Annotated in this window: 21 protein-coding genes; 10 read left to right on the top strand and 11 right to left on the bottom strand. The window is 33.5% G+C overall.

Annotated features, from left to right (window positions below; translation table 11 throughout):
* Nucleotides 1-15 precede the first annotated feature (15 nt).
* The 9 genes from ACCQ40_RS01885 to rpmH all read right to left on the bottom strand — a co-directional run bounded on the left by ACCQ40_RS01885 (nucleotide 16) and on the right by rpmH (nucleotide 6,593).
* Nucleotides 16-468 carry an OsmC family protein gene (locus ACCQ40_RS01885; protein ID WP_410032377.1) on the bottom strand — a complete coding sequence of 151 codons (453 nt, stop codon included), beginning with the start codon at nucleotides 466-468 and terminating at the stop codon, nucleotides 16-18.
* A complete protein-coding gene (locus tag ACCQ40_RS01890) occupies nucleotides 461-1,636 on the bottom strand; it encodes a 5-methyltetrahydropteroyltriglutamate--homocysteine methyltransferase (protein ID WP_410032378.1) in 1,176 nt (391 codons plus the stop codon). The genes ACCQ40_RS01885 and ACCQ40_RS01890 overlap by 8 nt, the downstream gene beginning before the upstream one ends.
* Nucleotides 1,626-2,453 (bottom strand): phosphate/phosphite/phosphonate ABC transporter substrate-binding protein, encoded by an 828-nt coding sequence (locus tag ACCQ40_RS01895; protein ID WP_410032379.1) that lies wholly within the window; start codon nucleotides 2,451-2,453, stop codon nucleotides 1,626-1,628. Before ACCQ40_RS01895 ends, ACCQ40_RS01890 begins: the two co-directional genes overlap by 11 nt.
* A 32-nt stretch (nucleotides 2,454-2,485) precedes the next feature.
* On the bottom strand, nucleotides 2,486-3,616 hold the full coding sequence (locus ACCQ40_RS01900) for an acyl-CoA dehydrogenase family protein (protein ID WP_410032380.1): 1,131 nt from the start codon (nucleotides 3,614-3,616) through the stop codon (nucleotides 2,486-2,488).
* 148 nt (nucleotides 3,617-3,764) lie between these two features.
* Nucleotides 3,765-5,072 (bottom strand): Jag family protein, encoded by a 1,308-nt coding sequence (locus ACCQ40_RS01905; protein ID WP_410032381.1) that lies wholly within the window; start codon nucleotides 5,070-5,072, stop codon nucleotides 3,765-3,767.
* Complete coding sequence (locus ACCQ40_RS01910) at nucleotides 5,038-5,802, bottom strand: YidC/Oxa1 family membrane protein insertase (protein WP_394019467.1); 765 nt, start codon at nucleotides 5,800-5,802, stop codon at nucleotides 5,038-5,040. The genes ACCQ40_RS01905 and ACCQ40_RS01910 overlap by 35 nt, the downstream gene beginning before the upstream one ends.
* Nucleotides 5,803-5,849: 47 nt before the next feature.
* Nucleotides 5,850-6,065 carry a membrane protein insertion efficiency factor YidD gene (yidD, locus tag ACCQ40_RS01915; RefSeq protein WP_410023889.1) on the bottom strand — a complete coding sequence of 72 codons (216 nt, stop codon included), beginning with the start codon at nucleotides 6,063-6,065 and terminating at the stop codon, nucleotides 5,850-5,852.
* On the bottom strand, nucleotides 6,055-6,405 hold the full coding sequence (gene rnpA, locus ACCQ40_RS01920; protein WP_394010795.1) for a ribonuclease P protein component: 351 nt from the start codon (nucleotides 6,403-6,405) through the stop codon (nucleotides 6,055-6,057). The genes yidD and rnpA overlap by 11 nt, the downstream gene beginning before the upstream one ends.
* Before the next feature lie 53 nt (nucleotides 6,406-6,458).
* Entirely contained in the window at nucleotides 6,459-6,593 is a 135-nt protein-coding gene (gene rpmH, locus ACCQ40_RS01925) for a 50S ribosomal protein L34 (RefSeq protein ID WP_394010796.1), read from the bottom strand.
* Between the two features lie 682 nt (nucleotides 6,594-7,275).
* Here rpmH and dnaA point away from each other — a divergent pair.
* The 10 genes from dnaA to ACCQ40_RS01975 all read left to right on the top strand — a co-directional run bounded on the left by dnaA (nucleotide 7,276) and on the right by ACCQ40_RS01975 (nucleotide 18,719).
* The gene (gene dnaA, locus ACCQ40_RS01930) at nucleotides 7,276-8,676 is read left to right on the top strand and encodes a chromosomal replication initiator protein DnaA (RefSeq protein ID WP_410032458.1); all 1,401 of its coding nucleotides are present in this window, start codon (nucleotides 7,276-7,278) and stop codon (nucleotides 8,674-8,676) included.
* 223 nt (nucleotides 8,677-8,899) lie between these two features.
* Complete coding sequence (gene dnaN, locus ACCQ40_RS01935; protein WP_394010798.1) at nucleotides 8,900-10,012, top strand: DNA polymerase III subunit beta; 1,113 nt, start codon at nucleotides 8,900-8,902, stop codon at nucleotides 10,010-10,012.
* Between the two features lie 10 nt (nucleotides 10,013-10,022).
* Nucleotides 10,023-10,229, top strand: coding sequence for an RNA-binding S4 domain-containing protein (locus ACCQ40_RS01940; RefSeq protein ID WP_394010799.1), 207 nt, complete (start codon nucleotides 10,023-10,025; stop codon nucleotides 10,227-10,229).
* Nucleotides 10,229-11,308 carry a DNA replication/repair protein RecF gene (gene recF / locus ACCQ40_RS01945; protein WP_410032382.1) on the top strand — a complete coding sequence of 360 codons (1,080 nt, stop codon included), beginning with the start codon at nucleotides 10,229-10,231 and terminating at the stop codon, nucleotides 11,306-11,308. Before ACCQ40_RS01940 ends, recF begins: the two co-directional genes overlap by 1 nt.
* 15 nt (nucleotides 11,309-11,323) lie before the next feature.
* Entirely contained in the window at nucleotides 11,324-13,225 is a 1,902-nt protein-coding gene (gene gyrB / locus ACCQ40_RS01950; protein ID WP_410032383.1) for a DNA topoisomerase (ATP-hydrolyzing) subunit B, read from the top strand.
* Between the two features lie 8 nt (nucleotides 13,226-13,233).
* A complete protein-coding gene (gene gyrA, locus ACCQ40_RS01955; protein WP_410032384.1) occupies nucleotides 13,234-15,696 on the top strand; it encodes a DNA gyrase subunit A in 2,463 nt (820 codons plus the stop codon).
* Nucleotides 15,689-15,991, top strand: a complete 303-nt coding sequence (locus ACCQ40_RS01960; RefSeq protein ID WP_410032385.1) for an STAS domain-containing protein — start codon at nucleotides 15,689-15,691, stop codon at nucleotides 15,989-15,991. The genes gyrA and ACCQ40_RS01960 overlap by 8 nt, the downstream gene beginning before the upstream one ends.
* A 3-nt stretch (nucleotides 15,992-15,994) precedes the next feature.
* Nucleotides 15,995-16,330 carry an ATP-binding protein gene (locus ACCQ40_RS01965; RefSeq protein ID WP_410032386.1) on the top strand — a complete coding sequence of 112 codons (336 nt, stop codon included), beginning with the start codon at nucleotides 15,995-15,997 and terminating at the stop codon, nucleotides 16,328-16,330.
* Nucleotides 16,330-17,118, top strand: a complete 789-nt coding sequence (locus ACCQ40_RS01970; protein ID WP_410032387.1) for a SigB/SigF/SigG family RNA polymerase sigma factor — start codon at nucleotides 16,330-16,332, stop codon at nucleotides 17,116-17,118. The genes ACCQ40_RS01965 and ACCQ40_RS01970 overlap by 1 nt, the downstream gene beginning before the upstream one ends.
* Nucleotides 17,119-17,246: 128 nt before the next feature.
* The gene (locus ACCQ40_RS01975; protein ID WP_410032388.1) at nucleotides 17,247-18,719 is read left to right on the top strand and encodes an aldehyde dehydrogenase family protein; all 1,473 of its coding nucleotides are present in this window, start codon (nucleotides 17,247-17,249) and stop codon (nucleotides 18,717-18,719) included.
* Nucleotides 18,720-18,765: 46 nt separating this feature from the next.
* On the opposite strand, the gene ACCQ40_RS01980 is transcribed toward ACCQ40_RS01975, so the two are convergent.
* Together ACCQ40_RS01980 and ACCQ40_RS01985 are read right to left on the bottom strand one after the other, a co-directional pair.
* The gene (locus ACCQ40_RS01980) at nucleotides 18,766-19,140 is read right to left on the bottom strand and encodes a type II toxin-antitoxin system death-on-curing family toxin (protein ID WP_410032389.1); all 375 of its coding nucleotides are present in this window, start codon (nucleotides 19,138-19,140) and stop codon (nucleotides 18,766-18,768) included.
* A complete protein-coding gene (locus ACCQ40_RS01985) occupies nucleotides 19,137-19,394 on the bottom strand; it encodes a type II toxin-antitoxin system Phd/YefM family antitoxin (RefSeq protein ID WP_410032390.1) in 258 nt (85 codons plus the stop codon). The genes ACCQ40_RS01980 and ACCQ40_RS01985 overlap by 4 nt, the downstream gene beginning before the upstream one ends.
* Nucleotides 19,395-19,402: the final 8 nt, after the last annotated feature.

A 19,402-nucleotide genomic window follows, 5' to 3' on the forward strand; every position in this document is an offset into this window, starting at 1 on the left:
AACGACTGCTTTTTCTTATAAAACTGTTTTAAAATTAACTTTAATCTTATCCTTAAAAGTATTATAAATTAAAGTCCTTTTTAAAACTTCATCTAAAAATTGGTCTAATTCTTCTCCCTCTAAAAATGAAAAAAAGTAAACATCTATATCTAGTTTTTCTATAAGGCCAGGATCTTCATAGCCTATTACATTTAGTAGGTACATGGGGTTTGAGATTTCTAAATTTGCCTTTGCTTCTATATCTTGAAGGATTTCCCCACGTTTTTTTGCAACCTTCATCATGGTTAGCAAAATCTCTGAAACAATGGATGATACAAATAAGTCTATTGATGTAAATTCTTCTTTTTCCGAATCAAAGGATATGGCTTGGTCTATACTAACAGATGTTTTTTCATTATAAACTTTAACATCTTCATCAAAAACTACAGCCCTAAATGATTTGGAAAAGTAATTTATATCATCATGCATAGTCTGCTCTCAATCTATCCCTTGCTTCTACCATGGCGCCTACTTTATCCCTTATATTTTCGTATTCATTTACTGGTCTATTAGAAAATGTTGCAAAACCACAATCTGGATTTAGCCATAGATTTTCTTTGTCAATGTAAGTCAAAGCTTCCTTGGCCCTATTGTAGATTACATCTACATTTTCTTTTTCATCAAATCTAGGATTTAGAACTCCAAGCCCTAAAATCAGCTTGTTTTTTATTCTTTCATCTGCTAAGAGAGATTTTAGTTCCCCAGCCCTTGGTGTGGAAAACTCTAAAGCTAGTAAATCTGCATTTATATCTGCAAATAAATCAAGAAGAGGTGTATAAGGTCCTGTTAGTAAAATACTTTCATCTTTACTCCAATTACCCCTACAAATGTGCATAGAAGCTATAGATTTTTCTCTATCTATACCATCCATAACGCTTTTTATAAGATGAGTTGCAAATTCTAATTCTTCTGTTGGATCTTTTCTTTGGGATAGGGAAGCACACATAAAAGTCCTTGGCCTACCTTCTGTAAAAACTATCTCTGTTAGAACTGGCTCATCAAATTGGATGACATCAACACCTATTTTCTGCAATGTTTTTATCTCTTTTTTAAAGATTTTTATTATATCTTCGCCCAAGTCTTCCTTACTATCATAGTAATTTGAGCTAACATTTGGTAACCACATACTACGAGTTACCAAATATGGACCTGGTAGGGTGATTTTTACTGGTCTATTGGTAAAAGATTTTAATTTTTCAAGCTCACTTGCTACTATATCTCCTGTATATTCCACCTTACCCGTACAGATAGCATTTTTTATGGAAGAAGCTGGGACATCTAAAGTATTTAAAATATTTTCAAATTCTCTTTTATCATCCACATAATCAAGCATCTCTGCCATAGACATTTGAGAAACTCCACCCAGTTTTTCAGATATAAAAGATAAATAATTATCGCGACCTATTTCTCCACTTGTTATGATATCAATATCTAGGCCTTCTTGAAGTTTCACTACTTCCTTGGTTTTCTCATCTACTAATTTTTCGTAAGTATCTTGATCTATTAATCCTGCGCTAAGTTTCCTACGGGCCATTAATATTTCATGGCCCCTAGGCATGGATCCTATTAGAGATGTTTTAAATAAATTAGTTTTCACTATTAAAGCCTTCGATAAAGTTTCCTAGATATTCATTGGCCTTTGTAATTTGTTCAAAACCTTCGCGTCTACCTGGCATCCACTCTGTAAGGCCTTCTAGGTCCATTATTTCCTTATCTTCTTCTTTGTTATAGTCCATTTTAAACATGATGTCATCAAATTCTTTGATGTCTTCATCATCTACTTCTGGGTTAAAGGTAAAGATGCAGTGGTCAAAATAATCTGTCTTTGATAAAACTTCCACTTCATTTTTATCAATTGTTCCATCAGCAACCCAAGCATCATAGTTTAAATCTAGGCAAAAACTTGCATCTACTTCATCATTTAATAAGGCTTTCATACTATCTAGCTCTCCACCAACATGGTCTCCGTGAAGGCCTACACCTAGGTCGAATCTTTTTTCTTCATAGTCTTTTTCAAATTCTAGGCCGTTTTTATGAAGGTGGTAAATTGGGATAAGCCTTGCTTGAGGAGAATCTATAGCTCCAAAGCCAATTGTTTTGCCCTTTAGATCTGCTATCTCATTAAATTTATCTTTTTTAACTACTAGATAAGTCTTACGGTCTCTATCTGTATCTCTCATGCATCCAATTTTTTCTTTGCCATCTGTTCTAAGGTGGGCATCAAGGTGGGCAAGAGGAGAGTTCCAAGCTACATCTATATCTCCATTAACTAGGGCATCTACTTGGAGTTTATAGTCTTTAAAGAAAACTGGCTCTATTTCTGCCCCATTTTCCTTATAGAATTTTTCAATCATTTCCCAAATTACAGTAACTCTTGGAGCATAAATAACAGCTCCTACTTTTAATTTTTTCATTATAAACCTTTCTTATACTCTAAAATCAGAAGCTATAGTAATGGTTGGCCTGTAATAGCTCTTCCTAGCCAAACATTTAAAATATCTAATGATGGAGCCATGATTTGTCCTGCATAGGCATCTCTCATTAGTCTTTCTATTTCAGACATCCTGTTATAAGTTTTTCCTCCACCCACTCTCATAGCTAGGTTTGATGACTCGATTGCCCTATCTATAGCACAAACTCTTGCTGCAATTATTTTTGCAACTGCATCTTCTTCTCCGTCTACTAGAGATCTTGCTGCAAGCTCTGTTACTGCCTTAGAGCTTAAAGCATCTGAGTAGATTTTTGCTAGGTGGACTTGGACTGTTTCTATATTTGATAGGTTTGATCCATCTGGATATTCTCTATTTATAGCATAGTCATTAGTTACTTGTGATAATCTTAAGTTTAGTCCTGTGTAAACACTTGCTAAACCTAAAATAAAGTATGGAGCAACTATATTAAATACTTGGTCTTCTCCAGATCCTTCTGCTCCTATACGGTTGACTTCTGGTAGAGTTACTCCGTTTAATTGCATAGGGCAAGAAACATTTCCTTTCATGCCTAGGCCTTTCCAATGTTCCATTTTAAATTCTAAACCTTCACTATCAATTGGTACTAGCCAGTTGTTGATAGCTCCTTCTTCCTTTGTAGATGGAGTTAAGATTAGATAGTAACTAGCATGAGTTGCACTGGTTACCATGGATTTAACACCATTAAATACATATTGACCGTTATCCTTCTCTTCTACTTTTACTTCTGGTATATAAAAATGAGTTCCTGTTCCAAATTCAGAATAAGCTAGAGCCATAAAAACGTTATTTTCTATAATATCATTTACTACACGCTTTTTAATCTCTTCATTTCCTTCATTTAAAACTGTCATTAAGGCAACGTTATGCATCATATAGCATAGGCCTGCTGTAGGGTTGCTTTCTGCAAAGGCCATTACTGCTTGTTGGTGCTCTACTGCAGTTTTTCCAAGGCCACCCATTTCTTCGGGGATTAAAAGTTTAAAATAACCCGCTTTTCCCATTTCCTCAAATGATTCTACTGGAAATCTGCTCTCCTCATCACTACTACGAGTATAAGGCTCAATGTGTTCTTTAGCAAATTGTTTTGCTTGTTGGTAAAAATCCATAATTAACCTCCTAAAAATATCGTTTACATCTATATGATAACAAGAATATGTTAAAATGTCTACAAAATTAGTCAACTTTACTATAAGGTTTTATAAAGCTTCGTTTTATTTAAATAAAAAAAAAAGCAACCCTAAGGCTGCTTAAGTTTTATTCCTCATCATCCCCAACATAGTCAACTACTACATAACGTTTTGGCTCTTGGCCTTCTGAGTGGCTGGCTACATTTGGATATTTGCTGATTTCTTCGTGGGCTAGTCTTCTTTCGTAGGAGTTCATATATTTTAAGTTCCAAGATTTTTTGCTTCTTTGAACTTTTCTTGCTGTATCTGCTGCAAGTTCTACTATTTTTTCATCTCTACGTTTTTTATAGTTATTGATATCTACATTTACTCTTAAGTTATTTGCTCTAGAGTCGATAGATTTTCTAACTATAAGCTCGATAGCATCGAGAGTTGCTCCACCTTTTCCAATAGCAATACCTGTGTCTTCTTCAGCAACTTTTGCATCAAGTTTTATAATTGATCCTTCTAGGTTGCCTATTACACTTGGATTTTCAAAGTGCATTTCTTTTAGGATATTTTCTAAAAATTCTTTGGCCTTGTAGAATTTTTCTATATCTGTTTGTTGCTTTTCTTGAGCAAGGTTTGGTCTTGCTGCTACTTTAAAATCATTTGCTGAATCATCAACTTCTTTTTCATCTTTTATAGTTTCTTCAGCCTTTTTTGGATTTGATTCAAAAGTCACTTTTGATGACTTATCTATTACCTTATAGGTATCTGTTACTGGCTTTTCTTCTACTAGCTTAGTATCCACATCCGCTTCATTTTTAAAGTCTATATTTTCAATAGTTTTAGGATTTTCAGTACTTTTTTCTTCTTGGCCTTCCCATGGGTCGTTAACTTTGATATCTAACTTTTCGTTATTATCGATTTGGCTAATTTTTTCATCTAATTCTTTTGTTAAATCAACGCCTTGGCTGTGATAATTACTGGAGTTTTCTTCAAAAGTTTTTATTTTTTGTAGTCTTTCGTATTCTCCATAATTTTCATCATCGTCTGTGATTTCGTGGATGCGATCTTCAAAGTCTTGGCCTTCTTTGGCATACTCATCATAAGAACTGTGGTCATCTTCATAAGTTTCTTCTCTTTGGTAGTTAGCGCGAGCTTCATCTTCGTAATATTTACTGCGGTCTTTGATGTTATACTCTCTATCAAATTCACCATTTGTTAGGGAATCACGTTTGATTTCATTTTCTAAATCAACCATAGCTTCATTGATATCTTCATCAAAGCTTATGCGAACTACTGCATCTTTAGCACCAAGGCCTAAAAATCCACTGCTGCCTGCTTCTATAACTTCAATATCTACTTCTGATCTAGTTTTGCCAATTTCTGCAAGGCCTTTTCTTATGGCCTCTTCCTTATTTTTTGCTTGTTTTATTATTGACTTTCTCATTTTTTACCTCATATGTTTGTCTTTGAACTTGTCTAGGTTTTTTGAATGTAAAGTGCATGATTACCATAATTATAAGTCTAATTATAGAACTCATTGTATAATAAAGTGGAAGACCTGCTGGCAAGTTTCTAAACATAAAGAAATATAGTATAGGCATCATTAAAAATGTCTTATTCATGCTAGCCATTGGTCCTTCAGACATTTGTGGGTTGGTTTTCATTGAAAATAATTGCACTAAAATTTGAGATACACTTGTTGCAAGTGGTAAACCAAACCAATATGGATCTTTTTTAGTTAAATCGCTAATCCAATAAAAGTCTTTTCTTATTCCCTCAATCCCTTCTGGGAATACATATTTGGTTGTATCTTGCATTACCCTAAATAAGGCTAGGATAATTAAAAGTTGTAAAATCATGGTAAGGCATGAGGCAAGACCCGGGTTAACATTTTCCTCTTTATATAGTTCTTGCATTTTTTGCTGCATGATTTGAGGATCATAGGAATATTTTTTTTGGATTTCATCCATTTTAGGTTTAATCTTTTGGGTATTTTCTGCTTGTTTTTGTTGGGAAATGGTAACTGGGATTATAATAAGGCTAACAAGCAGGGTCATTAGGATAATTGAAATAGCATAAAAGCTTATGTTACTAGGTTCAACTTGGTTTGCAGCAAGCGAATCATAAATCCACCTCATCAGTTTTCCTAATAAGGAAGCTAAAAAATTTATCATATTCTCTCCATTTTTCTAATAAATTCTCGTGTGTAGGACTAATAGGATTATCTTACAGGGTCATATCCGCCCTTGGAAAAAGGATTACATCTTAAAATTCTCCACAAAGACATAAAAAATGCTTTAAAAAATCCATATCTTGTAAAACACTCAGTAGCGTATGCTGAGCAAGAAGGATAGTATTTGCATTTTCCAAAGCCTAATTGTGGAGAAATGTAAGTTTTGTAAAAATTTATAATTTTTATAAATATTTTATTTAACATAAAAAATCTTATTCTTTTTAAAAGCAATACTCATCACATGACCAAAAGTCTTTTTTAAGGCTAGGTAGTCATAGTCAGTGACATGTTTTTTTGGGATAACTACTATATCAACTCCATTAAGGTTTTTATAGTTGTTTCTTACTATATCACGCAATTTCCTTTTAAGGGCATTACGCTGGTTAGCCTTACCGATTTTTTTGCTAATAGAAAAGCCAAATCTAGGATGGTTAAGGCCATTGTTTTTAATCAATATAGTAAAGTCCCTATTATAGAAAGCATTACTTTTTTTGTAAACTTTTTGAAAATCAGTATCTTTTCTTAAACTAAGTCGCTTTTCCATCTACGTCCTAAATTTCTAAACGTGCTTAAAAGCTAGGCAAAAGATGCCTATAATTAAGCTGTTAATCTTTTTCTATTTTTTTTACGACGAGCTTTAATCACTCTTCTTCCACCTGGAGAAGACATTCTTTTTCTAAAACCATGATCTTTTGCTCTTTTTCTTCTATTTGGTTGATAGGTTCTTTTCATAGTTACACCTCCTACTTATAATTTTAGACTCATACTATTATATGAATAAAGGGCTATTTTGTCAAGATTATTTAGTGTTTTTAAAGCAAATGAATAAGAAATGCATAATAAATTTTATAATAATTCATAAATCCTATAAAACCTCTAATAAATATCCAATGTGGATAAGTTTTTTATGCATTTTTTTATACACAGCTTTTATACAAGATTTGCTATTGGATATTTATAAGAAAAAGTGATTGTCAAAAAGTACTTATCCCCAAATACTGGGCTAATTCCTTTTTAAATATAAAAAATTTTAATAAATACACAGACTTATCCACATATTAACATCCTTTTCAAAGTTTATATTTAATTTTATTAGAGTTTTCCCAAATTTTATTAACAAGTTGTGGATAAGTTGTCAGAACATTCAAATTGTAGTATAATTTGAGGTGTAAAACCCAGGGGAAAAGCTTTAAAATAGCTTTCATAAATTAATTATTTGTGGAAAAGTAAAATTTTTATAAGTATATCTTATTATTTTTCCTATAAAACCCTTGAAAAACAGGTAATAATTTTATAAACAATAAGTTATCCACAATTTAATCCACAGGTGTGGATAAGTAATAAAAGATTAGCTAAACTTTGATATATAGACTTTTTACTAATGTGGATAGATTTTCTTATGAAAGGCATGGTAATGATTAGTTTAGAATACATTACAGATGAATTAAAAAATGAAATGAAAATGAATATTGCCGATCAATCGCAATATGATACATGGATAGACATATTAAAGCCTCTAAATCTATTTGAAAACACTCTATATTTAGAAATACCAAAGTCAGAAATGATGTTTGTTTACGAAAAGATATGGACTCCATCTCTTCAAGAGGCCCTAGATAAAATTAATAAGGACAATGACTATGATTTAAAGGTTGTAATCATCGCAAAAGACAGTGACAGCTACAACAGAGTCCTAGCTATGGGCAAAAATTATGAAGCTGATGGTCAAATGAGGCTAAAAGAGGTAAACAAATTCCCAAAACCAATTTTAGATAGAAATTATACTTTTGAAAATTTTGTTCAAGGTAAGTCAAACCAATATGCTCACGCCATAGCAAGTGCTGTAACCCAGGATATTATTAATGATAATCCAAGTAAAAATTATAACCCTCTATTTATATACGGGGAATCAGGCTTGGGGAAAACTCACTTAATGCAGGCTATTGCCCATAAAATTTTAGAAGAACGTGATGATTTATATGTTATGTATATATCTAGTGAACGCTTTACAAATGAGTTAATTGCAAGTATTCAACCTACTAGTAAAAATAAAAATCAAAACTTAAACCAAGAATTTAGAAACAAGTATAGATCAGCTGATATTCTTTTAATAGATGATATTCAGTTTTTATCTAATAAAGAGGGAACTCAAACAGAACTTTTCCACACCTTTAATGATCTTTACTATGCAGATAAGCAAATTGTGTTATCATCTGACCGCCCACCTCTTGAAATAAAAGACCTGGAAGATAGATTATTATCAAGGTTTTCATGGGGGATTACGGTAGATATAGGCAAACCTGATTTTGAAACCCGTGTAGCAATTTTACAAAAAAAATCAGATGAGCTAGGAGCCTATATAGACAATGAAATCCTAACCTATATAGCAGAAAATATTGATACCAATATCAGAGACCTAGAAGGAGCCTTATCTACAGCCATTGCTTATGCTAAGGGTGATAATAGAAATACTGTTAGCATAGAAGATGCCAAAAAAGGTGTAAATACTAGAAGCTTAAATAAGCAAAAACATGTAAATATAGATGATATTCAGCAGTTTGTAGCTCAAAAATATAATGTAAAAATATCAGATTTAAAGGGTAAGTCTAGGAAAAAAGATATTGTTCATCCTAGACACATTTCGATGTATCTTGCTCGTGATATCCTAGATGATAGCCTGGTTACTATATCCAATGCTTTTGAACGTGATCATACGACAGTTATGCATGGTATAGATAAAATAAAGGATGAAATGAGCCTTAATCCTGATTTTAAGGAAGAAATAGAAAATTTAAAAAAGTCAATTACCGAGTAAAATGTGTATATCTTTGGGGATAGGCTTGTGGATAAGTCAAAATATTTATTTTTAAATTTATCCTAAAAGGATATGTGGATAAAGTCGAAAGTTATCCTTAACTTTTCCTAGGATTATTTTGGAAAAGAGATAGCTATATTTAAACATTAATTTGACTTATCCACATATAAACACACCCTACTACTAATACTACTAAATATATATAGTTATATGAGGAGCAGCTATGAAAATTGAAGTAAAACAAAATGAGCTAATGAATGCTATTAGTATAGCAAGCAAGGCCGTAAGTAAAAACACCAATATACAAATTCATGAATTAATATACTTTGAAGCCAAAGACGATAGACTCTTACTGACTGCTTTTGATGGAGAGATAACAATTTTAACTTCTATTCCAGCCCTAGTAAAAGAAGAAGGTGAGATGGCAGTAAAGGCTAATTTATTTTCCGGTATTATTAGAAAATTACCAAATGATACTGTAAAAATAGAAACTAAAGATGGCAAAATAAATATCAAAAGCCAAAACTCAAACTTTAACCTAATTGCTTTTGAGTACTTTGAAAAACAAGATTTGTCCCTACCAGAGACTGACCCTATAGAAATTGCCAATGATAAATTAAAAAGATCAATTCTTCAAACTGAATTTGCAACAAGTATAGATGAAACAAAACTTGCCCTAACAGGAATTTTGTTTGAACTTAAAGAATCTTACTTAAATATGGTTGCCCTCGATGGTTATAGGGTTGCCTTAAAGAAAAATAAAATAGACTATCCATCAGCCTTTGAAGATAGTGAATTTATCATCCCAAAAAGATCTCTTATGGAGTGGTCAAGAATAATTTCAGATGATAATACAACCTATATTTATAAAAATGAAAATGATATAGTATTTAAAAGTGAATCTACTACTATGTATTGCAGAGTAATAGATAAAAACTTTATCGACTATAGAAATATCATAAATGACATCTCAGATACTTCCATAACCCTAGATAGAAATAGCCTAGTCAGAGCTCTTGACCGTGCCCAAGTGTTATCAGATCCAGGCAAGGCAAATCTTATTAGAATAGAAGTAGCAGAAAATCATATGGTTATAAAATCTAACTCAGAAGTAGGGGATGTAAAAGAAGTTATAGAAACAGAACAAACTGGTGAAGACTTAGACATTGCCTTTAATGCGCGATACATGCAAGAAGGAGTAAAGGCCAATGAATCTGATAGGATAAAATTAACCTTCAAATCTTCCCTAAATCCTTGCCTTATCTATCCTGTAGATAGCAAGTATGAAGATGAAGAATTTACCTACCTTGTTTTACCAGTTCGTCTAGCAAATTAAAAAGGAAATTATGGAAAATTTAGAATTTGAAGCTGATATGATAACCTTAAAAGACCTCCTAAAAGCAACCCAACTTGTACATTCAGGAGGTCTTGCAAAACTTATTATCAAAGAAGAAGGAGTTCTTTTAAATGATGAGCCTTGCTACATCCCTGGCAAAAAGTTATATAAGGGAGATAGGGTTATCTTTGATGATATCAGCATAACGATTATATAATGTGGATAAGTGAAATAGAGATTAAAAATTTTAGAAATTATCATAATCAATTTGTAAATTTTAATGAGGGCATAAATATCTTTTTAGGAGACAATGCCCAAGGTAAGACCAACCTCCTAGAATCCCTTTATTACCTAGCCAATGCTACAAGCTTTAAAAAAATCCGTGATAGGGATATTATAAGCTTCGGCAAAGAGGAAATGGAACTTAAGGGCCTTATTAGAAAAGATAGGTATTTTAAGAAGGTTTTGATAGACATAGAGGGCGGAGAAAAGAAAATTTGTGTAAATGGAGTAAAATATGAAAGGAACAAAGATTTAAAGGCTCTTTTTTCTTTGGTCTTATTTACTCCAGAAGACCTACTAATTATAAAGGAAGGTCCAAATCTTAGGCGTGATTTGATAGATGAAATCATAATATCAATTGATTTTGCCTATAAAACCACCAAAAAAGAGTATGATAAGCTAATTTATCAGAGAAATAAGCTTTTAAAAAATCAAAAGTCTCCTTATTTTAACCAGCAACTAGATGCATACGATAAGGAACTTACCAAGTATGGCTTTAAGATTTATAAACGCAGGGCCAAATTTATAAAAATAATAGACCAATTTGCAAATCAATACCATAGTAAGCTTTCAGCTAGTAAGGAAGATTTAAGATTAACCTATAATCCAGATATTTCTGCTACAAGCTATGAAGATTACTACAATAAATTTATAAGTGCAAGAAAGGATGACCTTATATATATGACAACCCAAAAGGGAGTCCACAAGGATGAGATAGACATATCAATAAATGATAGGCTCATCAAAAATTTTGGATCCCAGGGCCAGCAAAGGTCAGCCATTTTAAATATAAAACTTGCCCAAGTAAAACTAATTATGGAAGTGACAGGTGAAAAATCTGTCATTTTGTTTGATGATGTTTTCTCAGAACTAGATGAAAAAAGATCGCACTTTCTTTTAGAAAATCTAGCGGGCTTTCAGACAATTATTACAGCTACCAACACCAAGTCTTTGGATATGGTAGATAAGTCAAATATAAAAAAAATTGCAGCAGGCAAGATTTTAAATGTTTGATAAGAAAGGAATAATATGACAGAATCTAATTATGATGCCGGTAATATTAAGGTTTTAGAAGGACTTGAACCTGTTCGTCTAAGACCTGGTATGTATATCGGTTCGACAAGCGAGAGGGGACTTCACCACTTAGTATATGAAGTTGTAGATAACTCAGTGGATGAGGCTCTGGCAGGTCGCTGTGATTACATAAAAGTAACTGTATCAGCAGATAATATAGTAAGTGTAGAAGATGATGGATCAGGTATCCCTGTAAAAGAACACCCACAAACAGGTAAATCAACCCTAGAAACTGTTTTAACAGTCCTTCACGCTGGGGGTAAATTTGACTCATCTGCCTACCAATTTTCAGGTGGTCTACACGGGGTAGGTGTTTCAGTAGTAAACGCTCTTTCAGAATATTTAATAGCTGAAGTAAAAAGAGATGGCCACATTTATAGAATGAGCTTTGAACGCGGTGTGGCTACAAGTGACCTTGAAATAATAGGTGATACCAACGAAACTGGAACAACTATTACCTTTAAACCAGATGGCGAAATCTTTGAAACAACTGAGTTTGATAAAAAAACTCTAGAACGTAGATTCCGTGAAATGGCATTTTTAAACTCTGGTGTACAAATTATATTTGAAGATGAACGCGATGGCTACAATCAAACCTTTAAATACGATGGTGGGGTTAGAGAATTTGTTGAGTACCTAAACCGCAACAAAGATCCAATCATGGAAACAGTACCACACTTTATCGGTAGCCAAGAAGATACAGAAATAGAAATTGCCTTCCAATACACAGACTCCTACAGTGAAAATATTTTAACCTTTGCTAATAATATCTTAACTCCAGAAGGTGGGACCCACCTATCAGGATTTAGGTCAGCCCTAACCCGTGGAGTAAATGATTATGCCCGTAAATATAAATTCTTAAAAGAAAACGAAGATAATCTGCAAGGGGAAGATGTTCGTGAGGGTATGACAGCCATAGTTTCTGTAAAAATTTCTGAACCACAATTTGAGGGACAAACAAAGGCAAAACTTGGTAACTCAGAAGTAAGGGGAGCTGTAGATACATTTTTCTCTAAAAAACTAGAAGCTTTTTTAGAAGAAAACCCAAAAGTTGCATCAACTATCTTAGATAAAGCCTTATCTTCTAGAAGAGCCAGAGAAGCTGCTAGAAAAGCAAGAGACTTAACCCGTAAAAGATCTATTTTAGATAGCGCAACCCTTCCAGGAAAACTTGCTGACTGCCAATCAACAGATATAAATGAAAATGAAATCTTTATCGTCGAAGGTAACTCAGCTGGTGGTTCTGCTAAGGGAGGCCGTGACAATAGAATCCAAGCTATACTTCCCCTAAGAGGAAAAATTCTAAACGTAGAAAAAGCAAAACTAGATAGGATTTTAAACTCAGAAGAGATTAAGGCAATGATAACAGCCTTTGGTACAGGTATAGGCAAAGATTTTGACAGATCAAAACTAAGATACGGCAAAATTATCATCATGACAGATGCCGATGTCGATGGTGCCCACATCCGTACCCTACTTTTAACATTCTTTTATAGATACATGAGAGAATTAGTAGATGAAGGCCACATTTACGTTGCCCAACCACCTTTATACAAAATCACTCACGGAAAAACTGAACGTTATGTATATTCAGATGATGAACGTGATAAAGTTTTAAAAGACCTAGATGGAGAAAAATACAAAATTAACCGCTATAAGGGTCTTGGGGAAATGAATGCCGAACAGCTTTGGGAAACTACTATGAATCCTGATAATAGAGTGCTTCTAAGGGTAAAGGCAGATGCTGATTCAACAAGCACAGATGATACCTTTAGCCTACTTATGGGTGAAAAAGTAGAACCAAGACGTGAATTCATAGAAGAAAACGCCAAATACGTAACTAATATCGACGTATAGGAGGCAAGATGATAGAAATAAATAATGACCATAATATTATAAATGTTGACCTAGAAGATAAAATGAAGGATGCCTACCTAGATTATTCTATGTCAGTTATAGTTTCTCGTGCACTGCCAGATGTGCGCGATGGGCTAAAACCAGTTCATAGAAGAATCCTTTATGGTATGGAAGGCCTAGGCCTTGATCCAAATAAACCAACTAGAAAATCAGCCAGAGTTGTTGGGGAAGTAATGGGTAAATATCACCCTCACGGTGACTCTGCAATCTATGATGCTTTAGTAAGACTTGCCCAAGATTTCTCAACTAGATATCCATTAGCCCAAGGCCAAGGTAACTTTGGTTCAGTAGATGGTGATGATCCTGCTGCTATGCGTTATACAGAAGTACGTATGAGCAAGATTGCCAAAGAAATGCTACGTGATATTAACAAAAATACCGTAGACTTTATGCCAAACTTCGATGAAGAAGAGAAAGAACCGGTAGTACTTCCTTCAAGATTTCCAAATCTTTTGGTAAATGGGTCTTCAGGTATAGCCGTAGGTATGGCAACAAATATGGCTCCTCATAACCTAAATGAGTCCATAGATGCATCCATTGCCTACATGAAAAATCCTGAAATTTCAATTGAAGAATTAAATGAAATCATAAAAGGACCAGATTTTCCAACTGGAGCAAAAATTCTTGGTAGAAAAGGTATCAAAGATGCCTACCAAACAGGCCGTGGAAAAGTAAAACTACGCGGTATTGCAGAAATAGAACCCTTTAAGAAAAACCGTGAGAGAATAATCGTAACAGAGATTCCTTATCAGGTAAATAAGGCAAGATTAATAGAAAAAATTGCCGACCTTGTAAAAGATAAAAAATTAGATGGTATTTCTGATATCAGAGATGAATCTGATAGAAGGGGAATGAGAATCGTAATAGAGATTAAACGCGATTCAAATGCAAATATCGTTTTAAACAACCTTTATAAATACACCCAACTAGAAACGACCTTTGGTATTATAAACCTAGCCCTAGTAGATGGTGTCCCAAGAGTTTTAACTTTAAAAGAATTAATTAAATACTACATTGACCATCAAAAAGATGTTGTAACTCGTAGAACTCAATTTGACCTAGACCGTGCCAAGGCTCGTAAGCACATAGTAGAAGGTTTAATAATTGCCATTGATAACATCGATGAGATTATTAAAATCATTCGTTCTTCCTATGATGATGATCAAATTAAGGGGATTTTCCTAGAAAGATTTGGCCTAACAGACTTACAATCTCAAGCTATCTTAGATATGAGATTAAAACGCCTATCAGGACTTGAAATTGAAAAGCTAAATGCCGAAAACAAAGAGCTTGAAGAAACCATTAATTACCTTGTAGGCATCCTTGAGTCAGAAGAGAAACTTATCGAATTAATCGAAGAAGAACTTCTAGAAATTAAAGAAAAATATGGAGATAACCGTCGTACTAAAATTGTAGCTGATGAGGGAGATATAGATATCGAAGAGCTAATAGAAGAAGAAGATATCTTAATCACTCTAACCAATGATGGTTACATCAAACGCCTACCAGTAGATACCTATAAGGTACAAAATCGTGGTGGCAAGGGTATTTCAGCTGCAAATACTAAAGAAGATGACTTTATCAAACGCATTATGACGACAAATACCCACGAAGATTTACTATTCTTTACCTCTTTTGGTAGAGTTTACAGTCTAAAGGGTTATGAAATCCCAGAAGGCTCACGTACTAGCCGTGGACAAGCGATAATTAATATCTTATCCCTAAATTCTGGTGAAAAAATCACAGAAATCATGCCACTTTCTGTTTTAAGTGATGATGATCAGATAGTACTTCAAACAAAATATGGTAAAATTAAGAAAACTGATGCAAATAACTTTACATCTATCCAAAGAAATGGAATCATAGCCATTGGCCTAGAAGAGGGAGATAAACTAATATCTGCCCGCCATATAGAAAAAGAAGAAGAATTAATTATTTCAACTAAAAATGGTATGACTATCCAATTTAATACAGAAGATGTAAGGAGTATGGGCCGCCAAGCTCGTGGTGTTCGTGCTATAAAATTAAATGAAAATGATGAAGTAGTAGCAATGAATATAAAAGGGGATGAAACCTATCTTTTAGTTGTAACAGAAAATGGTTTTGGTAAAAAAACATCCTTTAATAACTTCAATAACCAAAATAGGGGTGGAAAAGGAATCAGATGCCACAAAGTTACAGAAAAAACAGGTTGTGTAGTAGATACCCTACCAGTAGACTTAGACGATGATGTATTGATGGTATCCCTAAATGGTGATATGATTAGGATAACGGCAAAAGATATATCAACCACAGGTAGAAATACCATGGGAGTCACCCTTAAAAATCTAAAGGATGAATCAGATAAAATCGTATCAGTTGCTAAATATGATGCTAGTTTAGGAGTAGAAGTAGAGGAAGAAAATGTTTGATAAAAAAATTGAAAAAACAGATGATATCCAAACCATTAAACTAATCGGCGATTTAGATGTATATTCAGAAGATGAATTTAAAAGTTTTATAGAAGAAGAGATAGATCCTAATAAAGATATAACCATTGACTTAAAAGAGCTTGATTACCTTGACTCAACAGGACTTGGTATGTTTATGAACATTTATAAGATGGTAAATGACAATGATAAAAAGATAAAAGTCATTAATGCTAAGGATAATATTGAAAAACTATTTAGAATTACTGATTTAACAGATCTATTTGATATGGAGTAGAAGATGGAGAAAATCAGCATAACAATCCCACCTAAAAAACTTTATATAAAATCAATTAGACTTTTCACAGCATCCCTTGCCAGCGACCTAGGTTTTAACATAGAAGAGGTAGAAGATTTAAGGGTAGTTGTTAGCGAGGCTATCAACTACAAATTATCTGACACCGATGTAACAATCGAGTTTTTACCAGCAGAAAAAAATATAGAAATCAAGGTTTTAGGCAATGATAAAAGTCTAGATGAAAGAGCACTAAAAATGCGTGATTTGATTTTAAAAGAGCTAGCAGATGAAGTTGAAATAGACGATGGAGCAATCAAAATCATAAAAAGGGCTATATAATGACAGCTAAAAATCAGCTAGATAAAAATGATAAAGAATATAAAGAAGAGATAAAAAGAAAGTTTGAAGAATATTATGAAACACGTGATATAAAATTGCGTGATGAGCTAATCGAAGAGCACATGTATATTGTAGATATTTTATCAAATAAGTATGTAGGTAAGGGTATAGAAAAAGAAGACCTCTACCAAGTAGCAAGTCTAGGTTTAATCTATGCAGTAGAAAGATTTGACCCAAGTAAGGGCTATGAATTTTCTTCTTTTGCAACTCCAACAATTATGGGAGAGTTAAAACGCTACTTTAGAGATAAGGGTTGGGTAATAAGAGTTCCAAGACGTATCCAAAACCTTTATAAAAAAATAAATAACGCCAAAAAAGTATTGCCCCAAGAACTTCAAAGAACTCCAACAGTAAAAGATATAGCAGATTACCTAGGAGAAGATGAGGAAACCATACTAGAAACTATGGAAGCAAGTAAGGTGTATTCTCCACAAAGTCTTGATATGAAATACCAAGTTCAAAAAGGGGAAAACTCCATAGACCTTGCTGATATGATAGGCGAAGAAGATAGAAACTTTGATTCAGTAGAATTATCAGATCTTATAGATAAATCTACAGCAAGGCTAAATGATTTGGAAAAAGAAATATTGCAATTAAGATACTATGAGGGCCGTACCCAAATAGATATAGCAGAAACTCTAGATATTAGCCAAATGACTGTTTCAAGGATAGAAAAGAAAATAGTTCAAAAGTTTACACTAGAATTAGAAAAAATGGAAACAATGTAGTCCACGGCCCTGCCGTGGATTTTTATATTTATTTCTTATTAAAAATTTAACTATCGTTTATTAAATGTTTTTAAGGGGTAAAATTGATAATAAGTATCAGACGCGCAAATTAAAAATCAGGAGGACATATGCAAACTTTAGATAGATATGAACTTTTTATAGATGGCCAATGGATAAAACCAGAAAGCGACCAATATATTGACATCATTAGCCCATCAACAGGCGAAAAATTAGGAGAATTTGCAGCAGCAAATGACAAAGACGTAGACAAAGCAGTTGAGGCAGCTCGTAAAGCCTTTGAAGGCGAATACGGCTCATGGAGCAAAGAACAAAGAGTACAACTACTTTTAGATATAGCAGCAAAAATTGATGAAAATACAGAATATCTTGCAAAACTAGAATCAATGGATAATGGTAAACCAATCCGTGAAACACTAAATGGAGATATCCCTCTAGTATCAGACCACTTTAAATATTTCGCAGCAGTACTAAGAGCTGATGAAGATGAAATTAGTAAATTAGACGGAAGATTTATCTCAGTTAGAAAACGTGAGCCATACGGAGTAGTTGGACAAATGATTCCTTGGAACTTCCCTCTACTAATGGCAGCTTGGAAACTAGCTCCAGCTCTAGCAGGAGGAAACACAGTAGTAATTTCTCCATCAAGCCATACATCACTTTCTATCTTAGAATTAATGAGATTAATCGAAGATGTAGTACCAAATGGAGTTATTAACCTTGTAACAGGAAAAGGATCAGTAACAGGAGAATACCTCCAACATCACCCAGGCTTTGATAAACTTGCCTTTACAGGATCAACAGCAGTTGGACGTCACATAGCAGTATCAGCGGCAGAAAGACTAATTCCAGCAACACTAGAATTAGGTGGAAAATCAGCCCACGTAATCTTTGATGATTGCGATATGGAAAAAGCAATCGAGGGAGCACAATTAGGTATTCTATTTAACCAAGGTGAAGTATGTTCTGCAGGATCTAGATTATTCGTTCAAGAAACAATCTATGATGAATTTGTAGAAAAATTAGTAAAAGCCTTTGAAAATGTAAAAGTAGGCGACCCATTAGACCCAGAAACACAAATGGGAGCTTTAAGAGATAAACAAAGATTTGAAGTATTAGAAGAATTTATCGAAAAAGCAAAAGCAGGTGGTGGAGAAGTCTTAACAGGTGGACATCCACTAACAGAAAATGGCCTAGACAAAGGAGCCTTCTTTGCACCAACAATTCTTGCAAACGTGCCAGAAGATAATGATGCAGTACAAGAAGAAATATTTGGACCAGTAGTAGTAGTAGAAAAATTCACAGACGAAGAAGACGTAATCAAAAAAGCCAACGACAGCAAATACGGTCTAGCAGGCGGTATCTACTCAAATGATATCTATAGAATCATGAAAGTAGCAAACGGAGTAAGAACAGGAAGAGTGTGGGTAAATACCTACAACCAATTCCCAGCAGGCTCATCATTCGGTGGCTACAAAGAATCAGGAATCGGCCGTGAAACAGATAAACTTGCCCTAGATGCCTACACCCAAGTTAAAAATATCATGATTGATGGTTCACAAGATAAAATGGGTATGTTTTAATAAAAATAAGCAATAAAAAATCAGATCTCATTTAAGGTCTGATTTTTTACATATGATTTTCTACCCATTCTAATAAGTCATTTTCAGTCAAACTGGAACTTGCAATTCCCATTATTACATCAATTAGTTCATCTTGACTATAATCTATTTCAAAGCCGTTTAAACAAAGGATTGTAAGCATAGCATGAGCACCTATTCTTTTGTTACCATCTAAAAATGGGTGATTCATAATTAGAGAAAATCCTAAATTTACAGCTTGCTTTATTGGATTATCATATAAGTAGCTGCCATCAAAAGTTTGGGAGGCGGAACTTATTGATAAATCAAGTAGATTATCATCTCTAACTCCATCACTTCCCCCAAATAAGCTAATTTGTTGGGAATGCAAACTTAGTATCTGTCTTTTATTTAGTCTAATCATTCAGCTAACTTCTTATAAGCTTTTGCATTTTTTTTAAGTAACATATCGGATATTTCTTTTAATAATTCATCATCTGCTTCAGTCAAATCATCTGTAACTAAATCCTCATTTTCATCATATTCTATTAAAACATATTTTGGAGCATTGTTTTTCATAATAACTGCAGATCCCATTTCATCAACCAATCTAGCAACTTTGGAGAAATTTTGATTGGCTTCTGTAATAGAAACCATAGTTCTTGTATCTATTTTCATATTTAGCC

The organism is Anaerococcus cruorum, assembly GCF_046365495.1.
GTDB lineage: Bacteria > Bacillota > Clostridia > Tissierellales > Peptoniphilaceae > Anaerococcus > Anaerococcus cruorum.

Coding starts and splice junctions, on each gene's coding strand:
- ACCQ40_RS01885 (WP_410032377.1), bottom strand. CDS start 468: ATGCATGATGATATAAATTACTTTTCCAAATCATTTAGGGCTGTAGTT.
- ACCQ40_RS01895 (WP_410032379.1), bottom strand. CDS start 2,453: ATGAAAAAATTAAAAGTAGGAGCTGTTATTTATGCTCCAAGAGTTACT.
- ACCQ40_RS01900 (WP_410032380.1), bottom strand. CDS start 3,616: ATGGATTTTTACCAACAAGCAAAACAATTTGCTAAAGAACACATTGAG.
- ACCQ40_RS01905 (WP_410032381.1), bottom strand. CDS start 5,072: ATGAGAAAGTCAATAATAAAACAAGCAAAAAATAAGGAAGAGGCCATA.
- ACCQ40_RS01910 (WP_394019467.1), bottom strand. CDS start 5,802: ATGATAAATTTTTTAGCTTCCTTATTAGGAAAACTGATGAGGTGGATT.
- yidD (WP_410023889.1), bottom strand. CDS start 6,065: ATGTTAAATAAAATATTTATAAAAATTATAAATTTTTACAAAACTTAC.
- rnpA (WP_394010795.1), bottom strand. CDS start 6,405: ATGGAAAAGCGACTTAGTTTAAGAAAAGATACTGATTTTCAAAAAGTT.
- rpmH (WP_394010796.1), bottom strand. CDS start 6,593: ATGAAAAGAACCTATCAACCAAATAGAAGAAAAAGAGCAAAAGATCAT.
- dnaA (WP_410032458.1), top strand. CDS start 7,276: ATGATTAGTTTAGAATACATTACAGATGAATTAAAAAATGAAATGAAA.
- dnaN (WP_394010798.1), top strand. CDS start 8,900: ATGAAAATTGAAGTAAAACAAAATGAGCTAATGAATGCTATTAGTATA.
- ACCQ40_RS01940 (WP_394010799.1), top strand. CDS start 10,023: ATGGAAAATTTAGAATTTGAAGCTGATATGATAACCTTAAAAGACCTC.
- recF (WP_410032382.1), top strand. CDS start 10,229: ATGTGGATAAGTGAAATAGAGATTAAAAATTTTAGAAATTATCATAAT.
- gyrB (WP_410032383.1), top strand. CDS start 11,324: ATGACAGAATCTAATTATGATGCCGGTAATATTAAGGTTTTAGAAGGA.
- gyrA (WP_410032384.1), top strand. CDS start 13,234: ATGATAGAAATAAATAATGACCATAATATTATAAATGTTGACCTAGAA.
- ACCQ40_RS01960 (WP_410032385.1), top strand. CDS start 15,689: ATGTTTGATAAAAAAATTGAAAAAACAGATGATATCCAAACCATTAAA.
- ACCQ40_RS01965 (WP_410032386.1), top strand. CDS start 15,995: ATGGAGAAAATCAGCATAACAATCCCACCTAAAAAACTTTATATAAAA.
- ACCQ40_RS01970 (WP_410032387.1), top strand. CDS start 16,330: ATGACAGCTAAAAATCAGCTAGATAAAAATGATAAAGAATATAAAGAA.
- ACCQ40_RS01975 (WP_410032388.1), top strand. CDS start 17,247: ATGCAAACTTTAGATAGATATGAACTTTTTATAGATGGCCAATGGATA.
- ACCQ40_RS01980 (WP_410032389.1), bottom strand. CDS start 19,140: ATGATTAGACTAAATAAAAGACAGATACTAAGTTTGCATTCCCAACAA.
- ACCQ40_RS01985 (WP_410032390.1), bottom strand. CDS start 19,394: ATGAAAATAGATACAAGAACTATGGTTTCTATTACAGAAGCCAATCAA.